The organism is Curtobacterium sp. Leaf261, assembly GCF_001422205.1.
Lineage (GTDB): Bacteria > Actinomycetota > Actinomycetes > Actinomycetales > Microbacteriaceae > Curtobacterium.
This window is the reverse complement of the sequence record NZ_LMMJ01000002.1, coordinates 1-12,993: the sequence shown is the minus strand read 5'-3', so window position 1 is coordinate 12,993 and position 12,993 is coordinate 1. Positions and strand designations below refer to the sequence as shown.

Below are 12,993 nucleotides of genomic sequence, written 5' to 3'. Positions count from 1 at the left end.
TCGGCTACCGGACGGGTGTAGACGATCGCACCGCCTCCTCCGTCACGGACCGACGCCGTTCCGATCAAGCGCTGAGGTCGTAGACGGTGGTTCCACCGATGGTGGTTGTGGCGTAGTGCGACGTCACCCATGCGGTGATCTTCGCGGCGGCGGTGTTGGAGCTGCTCGAGGTGCCGGGGATGAAGAAGTGGATCTTTCCATCGGCGACGTCCTGCTGGAACTGGGTCAGGGTCGGGGACGGGTCGGTGCCGTTGTAACCACCGATCGCCATCACCGGTTCGCCGGTGGCGAGTTGGTACGTTGCGGCACTGTTCGAGCCGACCGTGGCCGCGACCCAGGTGTACTGGTCCGCATCCTTCGACAGTGCCGCCTGCAGCGCCGCCGACACAGTCATCGATCCGCCAAGGATGCTCCCGCCGCCCATGCCGCCGTTCCCGGGCCCGCCACCCGTCCATGCGCTCTCACCCGTCGAAGACTGTCCGCCGCCGGAGGCGTTCGGCGCTCCCGGAGCGGAACCGCCGGGCCCGTTCTGCCCCGCCGGCGCACCGCCACCCGTCCCGGTCTGCCCGCCGCCGAATCCGCCTTGCCCGCCAGGGGCGCCCTGCCCACCCGGAGCGCCTTGCCCGCCCGGTCCGCCCTGCCCGCCGGAGCTGACAGACGGCCCAGCGGAGGGCAGCGCCCCGGTGTGGCTGACGGTGACGGTCTGCACGGAGAAGGCGGTCGGGCCGAGCAGCGCGGTGACGAGGACGGCGCTGACGGTGACGACGCTCAAGGGGCGGTTTCGCCGCGGTAGCAGCACGAGAGCCGCGGCCAGGACTGTCGTCGCAAGCGTGGTCCAGCGGATCCAGTGCTGCCACGTCGACGCCATCGAGAGGAGGTGGAATGACCACACACCGGTGAGGGCGATGGTGGCAGCGGCAACGATCCGCCACGGCAGCTGCGCTCGACGCTGCCACAGCAGGCTCGCTCCAATACCGACGAGCCCCGCGACGTAGGGGGCAAGGGCGATTGTGTAGTACGGGTGGAAGATGCCGCCCATGAAGCTGAAGACCAGGCCGGTGGTCAGCAGCGACAGTCCGAGGACCAGGACCGTCGCTGCGCGGGCATCGGTGCGACGGCGAAGGCCGACGGCAACGAGCGCGACGACGAGCAGGATCAAGGCGGTCGGTAGCAGCCAGGTGATCTGGGTCGCGAACTCGGAACCGAACAACCGCGTCAGGCCGGTGGAACCCCACGAGCCGGCTCCGGTGGTGCCGTTGCCGGGAACGACGCTGCCGGCCTCGTCGCCGGTTACCCGCCCGAAGCCGTTGTAGCCGAAGGTGAGTTCGAGGAAGTCGTTTGTTTGCGATCCGCCGATGTAGGGCCGGGCTGACGCGGGGACGAGTTCGACGATCGCGACCCACCACCCGGCCGAGACCATGAGCGCGCCCGAGGCAGCGAACAGGTGCCCGATCCGACGGAGGACCGGACGTGGCGATGCCCAGAGGTACACACCGACCAGCGGTGGGAGCACGAGGAACGCCTGCAGCTGCTTGGTGAGGAACCCGAACCCGATCAGGACCCCGGCCCATACGATCCAGCGCATCTTGCCGGTGTCGATCCCGCGGAGGGTCAGGGCGATCGCACCGACCGTCAACAGCACGAGGAGCGCGTCGGGGTTGTTGTACCGGAACATCAGCGCGGCGACCGGGGTGGTCGCGAGTGCACCACCGGCGAGGAGGGCGGCTCCGGCGGAGAAGCGGCGGCGGACGATCCGGTACAGGATCGCCACGGTCGCTACGCCCATGAGTGCCTCGGGGGCAAGGATCGACCAGGAGCTCAACCCGAAGATGCGAACGAAGACGCCGATCACCCAGAGGAAGGCTGGAGGCTTGTCGACGGTGATCGCGTTGGCAGCGTCGGACGAGCCGTAGAAGAAGGCCTGCCAGCTCTGGCTGCCGGCTTGGACAGCCGCCGAGTAGAACGCGTTCGCCCATCCGCTGACACTGAGGTTCACTAGGTACAGGACCGCGGTCGCCACTAGCAGCCCGAGGAACGCCGGGCGCTCCCAGCGAGCCGCGTCTGTGCTGCCCCGAATCAGGGAACGGAGGATGTTGCGGGTCGACGGAATTCGTTGAAAGCGCGGTGACTGCGATCGTCCCGGGGTCGTCGTGTAAGCCATCCCGTCACGATGTGGGGCTTCGGTGCATGCAGCATTGCCGGATCCTCTGCAGCATCTAAGGGACCCGTATCGCCGGACGTGCCAAGCGACGCACTGGCGGGTCTTAGATTTCGCATAGGCGCCGCTGGGGCTTGTCGGGGGCGCGCTTGGGAGCGTCTCTGCCATGACCACGTACCCGATCCCCGTGACCGACCGTCGCGACAGAGCGCACACGGGAGCGCAGACACGTCGCCGAGCCGTCCCCCGGCTCTTCCTCGGCGAGCAGACCGACGCCCGCTGGCTTCGCCCGGCGTTCTGGCTGCTCCTCGCCGTCACCGCCGTCATGTACCTCTGGGACCTCAGTTCCTCCGGCTACGCGAACTCTTTCTACGCAGCCGCCGTGCAGGCCGGCACGAAGTCGTGGGAGGCCTTCTTCTTCGGCTCCCTCGACTCATCGAACTTCATCACCGTCGACAAGCCCCCGGCCTCGCTCTGGGTGATGGTGCTCTCAGCGCGGCTGTTCGGGTTCTCGTCGTTCAGCCTGCTGCTTCCGCAGGCGCTCATGGCCGTTGCGTCGGTCGCACTCGTCTGGGGAACCGTCCGTCGCACCCTGAGCCGCGTCGGCACCACAACTGCGAACGTCGGCGCGCTGCTTGCGGGCTTCGTCGTCGCCGCCACCCCGGCCGCTGCGCTGATGTTCCGGTTCGACAACCCGGACGCGCTGCTGGTGCTGCTGATGACTGCTGGCGCGTACTGCACCGTCCGGGCTCTGCCCCGCGGCAGCTGGCGGTGGATCGCCCTGGCCGGCGTCGCCCTCGGGTTTGCGTTCCTGACGAAGATGCTGCAGGGACTCCTCGTCCTGCCGGCATTCGGCCTGGTCTACCTCGTTGCTGCGAATACCTCATGGGGCAAGCGCATCGTCGGCCTGCTCATCGCGGCGGTCTCGCTCGTCATCTCGGCCGGGTGGTGGATCGTCGCCGTGTGGCTCTGGCCCGCGTCCGCTCGCCCCTACATCGGCGGTTCAACGAACAACACCGTCCTCGACCTGGTGTTCGGCTACAACGGGCTCGGCAGGATCTTCGGCGGCTCCGGCAACGGCGGGGGAGGCGGGGGCGGGGGAATGACCGGCGGCACCGCAGGCTCGTCCTTCGGCGGATCGACCGGCCTGAACCGACTGTTCTCTTCCGAGATGGGGTTGGAGATCTCCTGGCTCCTGCCCGCCGCACTCATCGCGCTCATCCTCGGCGTGATCGTCATCGGGCGGCAGCACCTGGGCGATCTTCCCCGTGCAAGCCTGGCGCTCTGGGGCGGTTGGCTGATCATCACGGGCCTGGTGTTCTCGTTCATGTCCGGGACGATCCACCCGTACTACACGGTGGCCCTCGTGCCCGCGATCGCTGGCCTGGTCGGTACCGGTGGCGCACTGTTGTGGAACGCCCGCGAGCGAGTCACCGGCAGGCTCGGTCTCGCCGCGATGATCGGAATCACGTCGTTCTGGGGCTGGTGCCTGCTCAACGAGAATGCATCCTGGCTGCCCTGGCTGCGCTGGGTGATCCTCTTCGGTGGGCTTCTCTCCGCCGCCGCGATCGTCATCGGCAGCGTTCCCACTCTCCGGAAGCTCGTCACCGTCGGCGTCCTCGCCGGGACACTGTTTGGACTCACCGGCACCACCGCATACGCATTCGCAACCACGACGGTGGCGCACTCCGGCTCCATCCCGTCGGTCGGCCCGTCCGGGTCCTCCAGCGGCGGCATGGGCGGAGGGATGGGCAGAACGCCCGGCGGCTCCACCGGCCCGGGCGGATCGAGCAGCACTAGCGACAGCGACAGCGCGCAGCAGGGACCCGGCGGCACCCCACCGAGCGGCACTTCCGGTGAGATGCCGTCCGGGAAGAAGCCCTCCGGTGAGATGGGTACCCCGCCGGGAGGCTCGTCCAGCGGCTCCCAGAGCGGCACGTCTGACTCCTCGACCGACGCGGCCGCCGACGATGGTGCTCCCTCCGGCGGAGGAATGGGCGGTGGGGGCGCGTCGACGTCGTCGGCGCTGGAGAAGCTGCTGAGGGCCACGGACACGACATGGGCCGCAGCGGTGGACGGATCCCAGTCCGCAGCGCAGTTGGAGCTTGACACGAACACCCCGGTGATGGCGATCGGCGGCTGGTCCAGCGACCCAGCACCCACCCTCGCCCAGTTCAAGGCCTACGTGAAGCACGGCGAGATCGGCTACTACATCGCGTCCAGCAACGGCGGCGGCATGGGTGGCGACTCCTCGACCTCGAGCGAGATCAAGAAGTGGGTCGAAGCGAACTTCACCAGCACCCCAGTCGGCGGCCAGACGGTCTACGACCTGAGCAGCGCCAAGTGATCAGCGACGAGGGCACGGTCGGTAGGGTCTGAACGATGGCTGACCAACCGCTGCAGCGTACCGACGGCTCGCCCGTCCGTGCTCTCGTCGTCGATGACGAACACGCTCTCGCCGACGCCGTCCGCCTCGCGTTCGAGACGGACGGGTGGGCCGTCGAGGCCGTGCACCGCGGCCGGGACGTCCTGTTCGCAGCACGGGAGTTCCAACCCGACGTCATCGTGCTCGACGTGATGCTGCCCGACATCAACGGATTCGAAGTCCTCGAGCGACTCCGGACGTCCCGCGACGACGTCCGCGTGCTGTTCCTCACCGCCCGCGACTCCTCCGAAGACCGACTCGCTGGCCTCACCCGCGGCGGCGACGACTACCTCACGAAACCGTTCGGCGTGTTCGAGCTCCTCGCACGCGCCCGGATCCTTGCGCGCACATCTCCCAGGGTGGTGTCCACGGCCCGCACCGCGACGGTCGTCGGGGACCTTCGCCTCGACGAGGACACTCGTGCGGTCAGCCGGGGCGGTGACCTGATCGACCTGACGCCGACCGAGTACGAGCTGCTGCGGTACTTCGTCCGCAACGCCAACCGGGTCCTCTCTCGCGAACACCTGCTCACTCATGTGTGGGGCATGGACTTCGGCTCATCATCGAACCTGGTGGACATGTACGTCTCGTACCTGCGGAAGAAGATCGACCTCGGCCGCGAACCAATGCTGCAGACCGTTCGCGGCGCCGGCTACGCGCTCCGGCCCACAGTGTGAGTCGACAGGTGAGCGCTCCGAGGCCCCGTGGTGAGGATCGGAGGGTTCCATCGTTGCGGTGGCGGATCGTCGCTGCCGTGGCGCTGCTGCTCGTCGCGACGAACATCGCCGTCGGCGCGGTCACCGTGGTCGCCTACAACAGCTACCTCGTGGGTCGACTCGACTCCGAGCTCGCTACCGCAACCCAACGCAGCAACGATCGTCCGCAAGGCGGTGTACCGGGCAGCCCACCTGCTGGAGTACCGACGGCAGCACCGACGTCCGGTTCATCAGCGGAGGGGTCCGCCTCGCAGCCTGACCCGGACAACGCGTTCATCGGTGCGCCAGGACAGGCCGCGAACACCGTCATCGCGATCTTCAACGACGGCACGACGGTCCTCGCCGGCTACACCGACGCCCAGGGCGAGCAGCACAGCCTCACGACGGCGCAGGAGCGCACCCTCCGCCAAGTGCGGGCCACCACGGCACCGGTCACGGTGTCGCTGGGCTCCCTCGGCTCCTATCGCGCTCAAGCCGCCACTGCTGACGACGACGTCATCATTACCGCGCTCCCCCTCGGAGACCTCCACGCCTCGATCACCCGGCTCCTCGTGGTCATCGGCAGCGTCACGCTCGCGGGTCTACTGATTGCCGTGTGGGCAGGAGCGATGCTGGTGCGCCGCTCCCTGCGCCCGCTGGAACACGTCGCAGCGGTCGCCTCCGGAGTGACCACCCTCGACCTCGAACGCGGCGACCCCGACATCCAGGCCCGCGTCGCCTTGGCGGACCTCCGCGCGAGCCGGGAGGTCGGTCAAGTCGGCACCGCACTGAACCAGCTCCTCGGACACGTCGCCCGTGCACTCACTGTGCGCCGTGACGCTGAAGCCAGGATGCGGACCTTCGTCGCGGACGCCTCGCACGAGCTCCGCACGCCGATCGCCACAGTCCGCGCATACGCGGAACTCACCACTCGAACCCAGAACCCGGACGACATCCATCGCAACGTCACACGCATCGGCACCGAAGCGATCCGGATGGGGAACCTCGTCGAGGAGCTCCTCCTGCTCGCCCGTCTCGACGCGGCAGCGATCGCTGCCGCGGCGCCCACTGTGCACAGTCCCGTCGACCTCACCGCGATCGTTGTCGAGGTGACAATGAACGCCCGAGCGACCGCGCCGCATCACCGCTGGACGCTTCAGGTCGATCCCGAACCCATCACCGTCACCGGGGACGACGCAGAGCTACGGCGGGTCGTGACGAACCTCCTCACCAACGCCCGAACACACACCCCACCCGACACCGCGATCGTCGTCTCATTACAACGCGTGCGCGACGACGTACGGTTCGTCGTCACGAACGACGGCCCATCGATCCCCGCCGAGACACTGCCGACACTGTTCGACCGGTTCACACGCGGCGAAGCTTCCCGATCCCGCGAGTACGGCACCAGTGGGCTTGGTCTTGCGATTGTGCGAGCCGTCATCGAGGCGCACGGCGGCACCATCCGCGTCGTTTCGGACACTGCCCGCACCGCTTTCACCGTCACCCTCCCCGCAGGTCGGTGACAGCCCGATGCGTTCTTAGATCGAGCACAGCCGGCTGCTGCAATCCCCGTAACCCCGCTGCCGAGCATGAGCAGCATGACGGAGACGAACCCCCCACTCGACATCGACATCGTCGTCCCCTGCTACAACGAGCAGGACACCCTCGCGGCACACGTCCGACGACTCCACGCGTTCTGCCAGGCGACGTTCTCACACAGCTGGCGGATAACGATCGCCGACAACGCCTCGACGGATGACACCGCCCGCATCGCCGACGACCTCGTCGCGATGCTCCCCGAAGTCCACGCCGTGCACCTGCCGGAGAAGGGCCGTGGGCGCGCACTCAAAGCGGTATGGGGTGCATCGCCGGCGCGGGTCCTCGTCTACGTCGACGAGGACCTGTCAACGGACCTCGCCGCCCTCGAGCCCCTCATCGCACCGCTGCTCTCAGGCCACTCCGACGTCGCGATCGGCACCCGCCTCGCTGGCTCCTCCCGCGTTGTCCGAGGCGGGAAGCGTGAGTTCATCTCCCGCTCCTACAACCTGCTCCTCCGCACCACAATGGGCGTGTCGTTCTCCGACGCGCAGTGCGGGTTCAAAGCCATCACCCGACAGGCCGCAGAGCACATCCTGCCGCTCTGCGAGGACAACGCCTGGTTCTTCGACACCGAGATGCTCGTCCTTGCCGAACACGCAGGCCTGCGCGTGCACGAGGTTCCCGTCGACTGGGTCGACGACGTCAACTCCTCCGTCGACATCACCTCCACCGCCACCGAGGACCTCAAGGGCATGTGGCGAGTCTCCCGCGGCCTCGCCACCGGTCGCACCCCGATCACGCCCATCTACGCCGCGATCGGCCGGCAACCGTTCACCACTCCACCCGTCGGGATTCTCGGGCAGATCCTCCGGTTCGGAGCGATCGGCATCCTGTCCACGATCGCGTTCGCGCTGCTCTACGCCGTCCTCCGCCCCGCGCTCGGCGCACAGACCGCCGATTTCCTCGCACTCCTGCTGACCGCGGTCGGCAACACCGCGCTGAACCGCCGATTCACATTCGGCGTCCGAGGCCGAGCAGGCGCCGGACAACACCAGATACAAGGCCTGGTCGTCTTCGGCATCGCTTGGGCCATCACTTCCGGTTCGCTGGTCATTCTCCACGCGACGGACCCCGGGTCGACGCACCAAGCGGAGATCGCCGTCCTCACCGGCGCGAACCTGGTAGCAACACTCGTCCGATTCCTGCTCTTCAAAGCATGGGTGTTCCGCACCCGCCGCCAACCCGAACTCATCCGCCCCGGAACGACACCCGCCACAGCGGCCAGCACCGAACCGCTGCCGACGACCGCTACGACGCACCCCTAGCCCGAGCAGTCGGGGTGCCGAGCTGGTCTCAGACACACCCCTTCGACCCATCTCGATAGCCGATCCGCTAACGGAACAGTTCGCCGCATAACGTGGCGCGGACTTCAGCGCCGTCTGAGGTCCCGCAGCACGACGATGAGTGCGAACGACATGAGGACAAGGAGTGGGAGCCATGACCCGATGCGTTCGGTGTTCACCACCAGGTTGACCAGCGCGAGCACGAGCATGACGCCGGCAACGAACACGACGGACCACCCGAGGGGCTTCGTGAGCCTCGACGTCCTCCCGAGCCTGGCAGGAGCACCGTCGACGACGGATTGCTGGCCCGAGCCGCCGTCAATTCCTGGCACCGCCGCGTGCAGGAGGCGGATATCCCGTTCGCCTTCACCCCAGTCGAACAGCGTGAAAGGCATGGCTGGTCGCGTCTCGACGGCCACGCTCGTTCCGCCCATTGTCGGGGTCAGCCTTACCGTGATCCGTTCACCCCACGAGAACGCGTTGCCATGCACCGATGCCTCGATAGCGTCGTTCGTGCTCGTCATCAGTTGTGCACGTGGTGACTGTGCGATCTCGTTCAGTAGCCGCTCACGCACCACGTCAACCGGTGCCGACGCCGTCCAAAGAGCCGTAGAACGTGCGGCACGTGTTCTCACCTCGAGCATGGGTTCATTCAACCCGCTCAGCGGCGCAGAGGACTCACACCCGATTCGGCCCTCCGTCTTCTGTTGCAGATCAGCGACGGAAGCTCGACCTGGCGCTGAGACCGGTGTGCTGCTCGACGGGGTGTCGCGCTGCTGTCACTGTCGCAGACCGATCGGCCATCGGACACCCTGGCAGCTGATCGGCGCACCGACGTCAGCTGGTCAGTCGCGGCCGTTCCGCTTGACTCTTCTCCAACGCACGACGCCCTGAACGACCAGGCCGAGGCCGCACACGAGCATGATGCCGGCGAGAATTGCGGGTGGTACAGGGCGATGACTCAGAGGCTCGCCAAGGTGCCCCCACCTGCCGATGACGATCGCCGCACCGAAGATGACGAACGCAGCCCCAAAGATCACGGTGTTGCGCGCTGCGCGGCGGACGCTTCGACGCAGTTGCTCCTCAGACAGGTTGGACACCGCTTCACGGTATCTGTACGCGAGCGGCAGCGAGTGGTTGAGCCCTGACCGGAAGCGGATCGGCGCCCGAGGACTGGGACGTTCTACTGAGGTTCGGCCCGGTGTACCGCGCGGTAGACGGTGGCGCGTCCCACACCGAAGAGCTCGGCGAGGTCGCTGGTGGTGTGGCTGCCGGCACGGTGCAGATCGACCAGGTGCTTCTCCTGCGCCTTGTTGAGCTTGGGCTTGCCACCGCGCAGCTTCCCAGCGGCCTTCGCGATCGCCATCCCCTCACGGGTGCGTGCCCGGATGAGGTCGGCCTCGAACTCGGCGACCATACCAAGCACGTTGAACAGGAGCCGGCCGACTGGATCGGTAGGGTCGTAGACCGCTCCCCCAAGGTTGAGCGCCACACCCTTCTTCGTCAGCTCGTCCGCGATGTCGGTGGCGTCACGGAGCGACCTCGCAAGCCGGTCGAGCTTCGTAACGACGAGAGTGTCGCCCGCACGGACCGCCGCGAGAGCGGTACGGAGGCCAGGGCGTTCGCGAGACGTTCCAGACATGCCGTGGTCGACGTGAAGGTTCAGGTCTTCGACGCCGAGGGCATGTAGACCATCGCGTTGCGCCGCGAGATCCTGCCCCGAGGTCGATACACGGGCATATCCGATCAGCATGACGGCAACTGTACTGTCAGCCGCACCCTCCCCGGGCAGATTCGCGGGACAGTCTGTTGAGACTCGACGAACCCAAGCGTTGCCTGAGTTCTTGATCCACTCCCACAACGCCGCAGGCGTGTCCGGGAGGCGACCGGCCAGCGGACACGAGGTGGCGCTTGTTGTCTTGCAAAGCACGCCGCCCACGTAGCTGGTACAACGCGGCAACGCACTCGTCGTCGGGTGTCCGTCGCGCGGGATGGTTTGGCTCAACCTCGAAGCCACGCCAGGTGGAACCACTAGGAGGGGCCCTGCTCCGCGTTGCGGGTCATGGCCCCTCCTAGTGCGAGCTGTGTCCGGGTTCTACCGACGTGGTGACAGGGTTAGGCCTCGGTGGGGTTGCGTTCGTTCGAAGCGTCGAACTTGAGCACCTCGTTACGCATGAGTGGGCTCCACTTCGTGAGGAAGGCAACGACGTCGGGGTGGGAGAAGTGTCGGTCCTGGGCCTCCTGGGACCCGAAGTGTTCGAGGATGGTGACGACCCCAGCTGCTTCGTCGTCGAGGCCGAAGGAGATGAGACGGGCCCCGGGGTTTGCCTCGCCGATCGGGTAGAGGGCTTGAGCATCGGCAAGGTAGTCCCGGACCTGCTCGGGCGGCAAGAACACTCGGCCCGCGATGATGATGGTCGCAGGAGTGGAGATGGTGGTCATCGGTGGTCTGTCTCTCTGTTCGAGGGTTGATGGATCGGGCGGACGGGTCAGGGAAGCGCGATGCCACCTGATTTGTGAGTCGAGGTTCTATGGCTGGGGCGCCGTTGACAGAGCAGCACTTCGCACTCCTCACCAGGGCAAGGTGCCGTCCTTGTCGGTCGCGGTGCCGGTTGGAGCGGCTGCTCCGAGCGTTGCGATGCGAACGGCCGCGGCGGCACCGTCCTCGATGGTGCCGCCGAGCCCGCCGGTGAAGTCAGTGGCGGTCTGCCCCGGGTCGACGGCGTTGAATCGGATGCCGGGAGTTGTCCTGGCGTACTGCATCGTCAACATGGTGACGGCCGTCTTCGACGATCCGTAGGCGACGAGCGGGTACTGCGACTCGACGCGGTCGGGGTCGCCGGTGAGCGTGAAGGACCCGAGTCCGCTGGTGACGTTGACCACCGACGGATCGGTGCCGCGTCGGAGCAGCGGGAGGAATGCGCGGGTGACCCGGACCACGCCGAACACGTTCGTCTCGTAGACCGTGCGGATCTGCTCGACGGTCATCTCCTCGGGCGGGACGACCTCGCCGAGGATGCCCGCGTTGTTCACGAGGACGTCGAGCCGCCCAGCGTGTTCTTCGAGGTGCGCGACCGCGGCAGCGACGGAACGATCGTCGGTGACGTCGAGCTGGACCACGTGTGTGCCGAGCGCCTCAGCGGCGGTACGGCCGCGATCGAGGTTCCTCGCGCCGATCCACACGTTGTGTCCTGCTGCGGTTAGTTGTCGGGCTGTCTCGAAGCCGATGCCTGTGTTGGCGCCGGTGATCAGGGTGATGGTCACGCCGGTTCGCGTCAGTTGCTCGGACGGAACGGCTGGAGCAGGGTGATGCCGTCCTCGATCGAGCCATCGATGAGCTCCAGCATCTGCGGGACGAGTCCCTGCATGCGCGGCGCACCGAGGTGGTCGTCGAGGTGCTGTCGACTCTCCCACCGCTCGTAGATGACGAACGCGGCTTGGTCGCCTTCTACCTGGTGCGCTTCGTAGTCGATGTTCCCCGGGTCGTTCCGGGACGGGGTGACAGCTGCGGTGATGAAGTCCCGCAGCGCGGTCTCCTTGCCCGGCTTCGCGCGGGTCTGCCAGATGACGGTGACGTATCCGTTGGGTGTTGCGGTCATGGGCTGCTTCCTTTCGTCGTGCAGGAACCAGCGTCAGTGTTGGCGGGGCGCGCAGCCAGGGAAGACCGCTGCCACCCTGGCGTGCCCGTTCCACCGGAGAATGTGACGGTGAACGAACACCCTCTGAGCACTGATCTCGGCGAGCTGCTGCGTGCTTGGCGGGAGCGCCTGACACCTGAGGATGTCGGCCTCGAGCCGTACGGACGGCGACGCACGCCGGGCCTACGGCGTGAGGAGGTGGCCCAGCTCGCCGGCGTGAGCGTCGACTACGTCACCCGGCTGGAGCAAGGACGGTTCCGCACCCCATCGGCGCAGGTCGTGGCAGCCCTGGCCCGTGCGCTCCAGTTGAGCCGCAGCGAGAACGACCTGCTGCACCGCGCCGCCGGAGTCGCTCCCCCATCGGCGGGCACGGTTACTCGTCACGTCCCACCAGGCGTGCAGCGCATCGTCTCGCGGCTGTCCGCGTTCCCGGTCGCCGTCTTCGCCGCGGACTGGTCGTTGCTGTACTCGACGTCGCTGTGGCAGCGCCTGTTCCACACCCCGTCCGTGCTCGCGGACCCAGACCAGAACCTCCTGGTCCAGACGTTCATCGACAACTCGATCGCGGAGATCGCGACCGCGCATGGCGGCTCTGACCGCTTCGAACGCGCACTCGTCGCCGACCTGCGTCGGTCGGTGGGGCTGCTCGACCAGGACGTCGCTCTCCACACCTTCGTGACGGATCTCCGGGCCCGTAGCCCCCGCTTCGACCGACTGTGGGGCGACGCACAGGCAGCCGCACACACCACGCTCACCAAGACCGTTCACAACCGCGTCGTCGGCGACGTAGTCCTCGACTGCGATGTCGTGGTTATACCGGACACCGACGTCAAGATCGTGCTCTACAGCACGACGAGCACGGGGCCGAACGCCGAGAAGCTCGACTTCCTCCGCGTGGCCGCCATCACCGCATTCCCCTGATAGGAGCCGACACTGCCTCGCAGCCGGCCACGGCGTCGTCTTGGAAAGAATTTTCCACGCCGACCGCTCCTCCGTGATGATCGAACGCCCCGCGAGTGCGGCAGCGCCCACTCTTCCTGCATCATCGGATCGGCTATCGAGACAGGCAACGAACCATCAGACAACGGGGCTGGGCGGAGTGAGGACGGATTGTATTGCTGGCCCCACGGTCTCGACGATGCGGTCAAGGACGGATTGTATTGCTGGCCCCACGGTCTCGACGATGCGGTCA

12 protein-coding genes are annotated in these 12,993 nt (G+C 67.2%); 5 read left to right on the top strand and 7 right to left on the bottom strand.

The window, feature by feature from the left end:
* Positions 1-64: 64 nt before the first annotated feature.
* Positions 65-1,996, bottom strand: coding sequence for an ArnT family glycosyltransferase (locus ASF23_RS18930; RefSeq protein ID WP_055949311.1), 1,932 nt, complete (start codon positions 1,994-1,996; stop codon positions 65-67).
* 328 nt (positions 1,997-2,324) lie between these two features.
* Here ASF23_RS18930 and ASF23_RS03820 point away from each other — a divergent pair, with 328 nt between their 5' ends.
* From ASF23_RS03820 to ASF23_RS03805, 4 genes are all read left to right on the top strand, one after another.
* Positions 2,325-4,505 (top strand): ArnT family glycosyltransferase, encoded by a 2,181-nt coding sequence (locus tag ASF23_RS03820; protein ID WP_156364157.1) that lies wholly within the window; start codon positions 2,325-2,327, stop codon positions 4,503-4,505.
* 35 nt (positions 4,506-4,540) lie between these two features.
* On the top strand, positions 4,541-5,260 hold the full coding sequence (locus ASF23_RS03815; protein ID WP_055949307.1) for a response regulator transcription factor: 720 nt from the start codon (positions 4,541-4,543) through the stop codon (positions 5,258-5,260).
* Between the two features lie 53 nt (positions 5,261-5,313).
* Entirely contained in the window at positions 5,314-6,804 is a 1,491-nt protein-coding gene (locus ASF23_RS03810) for a sensor histidine kinase (RefSeq protein ID WP_082473794.1), read from the top strand.
* Between the two features lie 66 nt (positions 6,805-6,870).
* A complete protein-coding gene (locus ASF23_RS03805; protein ID WP_055949304.1) occupies positions 6,871-8,145 on the top strand; it encodes a bifunctional glycosyltransferase family 2/GtrA family protein in 1,275 nt (424 codons plus the stop codon).
* Positions 8,146-8,249: 104 nt separating this feature from the next.
* On the opposite strand, the gene ASF23_RS03800 is transcribed toward ASF23_RS03805, so the two are convergent.
* The 6 genes from ASF23_RS03800 to ASF23_RS03780 all read right to left on the bottom strand — a co-directional run bounded on the left by ASF23_RS03800 (position 8,250) and on the right by ASF23_RS03780 (position 11,762).
* Positions 8,250-8,687 carry a hypothetical protein gene (locus ASF23_RS03800; protein WP_055949301.1) on the bottom strand — a complete coding sequence of 146 codons (438 nt, stop codon included), beginning with the start codon at positions 8,685-8,687 and terminating at the stop codon, positions 8,250-8,252.
* A gap of 321 nt (positions 8,688-9,008) precedes the next feature.
* Positions 9,009-9,263, bottom strand: coding sequence for a hypothetical protein (locus tag ASF23_RS18135; protein ID WP_156364151.1), 255 nt, complete (start codon positions 9,261-9,263; stop codon positions 9,009-9,011).
* An 83-nt stretch (positions 9,264-9,346) separates the two neighbouring features.
* Positions 9,347-9,916 carry a recombinase family protein gene (locus tag ASF23_RS03795; RefSeq protein ID WP_055949299.1) on the bottom strand — a complete coding sequence of 190 codons (570 nt, stop codon included), beginning with the start codon at positions 9,914-9,916 and terminating at the stop codon, positions 9,347-9,349.
* A 362-nt stretch (positions 9,917-10,278) separates the two neighbouring features.
* A complete protein-coding gene (locus ASF23_RS03790) occupies positions 10,279-10,605 on the bottom strand; it encodes a putative quinol monooxygenase (RefSeq protein WP_055949296.1) in 327 nt (108 codons plus the stop codon).
* A gap of 129 nt (positions 10,606-10,734) precedes the next feature.
* Entirely contained in the window at positions 10,735-11,427 is a 693-nt protein-coding gene (locus ASF23_RS03785; protein WP_055949293.1) for an SDR family NAD(P)-dependent oxidoreductase, read from the bottom strand.
* Positions 11,428-11,438: 11 nt separating this feature from the next.
* Positions 11,439-11,762, bottom strand: coding sequence for a putative quinol monooxygenase (locus ASF23_RS03780; RefSeq protein ID WP_055949290.1), 324 nt, complete (start codon positions 11,760-11,762; stop codon positions 11,439-11,441).
* Positions 11,763-11,780: 18 nt separating this feature from the next.
* Here ASF23_RS03780 and ASF23_RS03775 point away from each other — a divergent pair, with 18 nt between their 5' ends.
* A complete protein-coding gene (locus tag ASF23_RS03775) occupies positions 11,781-12,722 on the top strand; it encodes a helix-turn-helix transcriptional regulator (protein ID WP_200919296.1) in 942 nt (313 codons plus the stop codon).
* The last annotated feature ends 271 nt before the right edge of the window (positions 12,723-12,993 follow it).

What these genes read in the sequence shown, in the direction of transcription:
- ASF23_RS03820 (WP_156364157.1), top strand. Translation starts at nt 2,325, where the DNA reads ATGACCACGTACCCGATCCCCGTGACCGACCGTCGCGACAGAGCGCAC.
- ASF23_RS03815 (WP_055949307.1), top strand. Translation starts at nt 4,541, where the DNA reads ATGGCTGACCAACCGCTGCAGCGTACCGACGGCTCGCCCGTCCGTGCT.
- ASF23_RS03805 (WP_055949304.1), top strand. Translation starts at nt 6,871, where the DNA reads ATGAGCAGCATGACGGAGACGAACCCCCCACTCGACATCGACATCGTC.
- ASF23_RS03800 (WP_055949301.1), bottom strand. Translation starts at nt 8,687, where the DNA reads ATGACGAGCACGAACGACGCTATCGAGGCATCGGTGCATGGCAACGCG.
- ASF23_RS03795 (WP_055949299.1), bottom strand. Translation starts at nt 9,916, where the DNA reads ATGCTGATCGGATATGCCCGTGTATCGACCTCGGGGCAGGATCTCGCG.
- ASF23_RS03790 (WP_055949296.1), bottom strand. Translation starts at nt 10,605, where the DNA reads ATGACCACCATCTCCACTCCTGCGACCATCATCATCGCGGGCCGAGTG.
- ASF23_RS03780 (WP_055949290.1), bottom strand. Translation starts at nt 11,762, where the DNA reads ATGACCGCAACACCCAACGGATACGTCACCGTCATCTGGCAGACCCGC.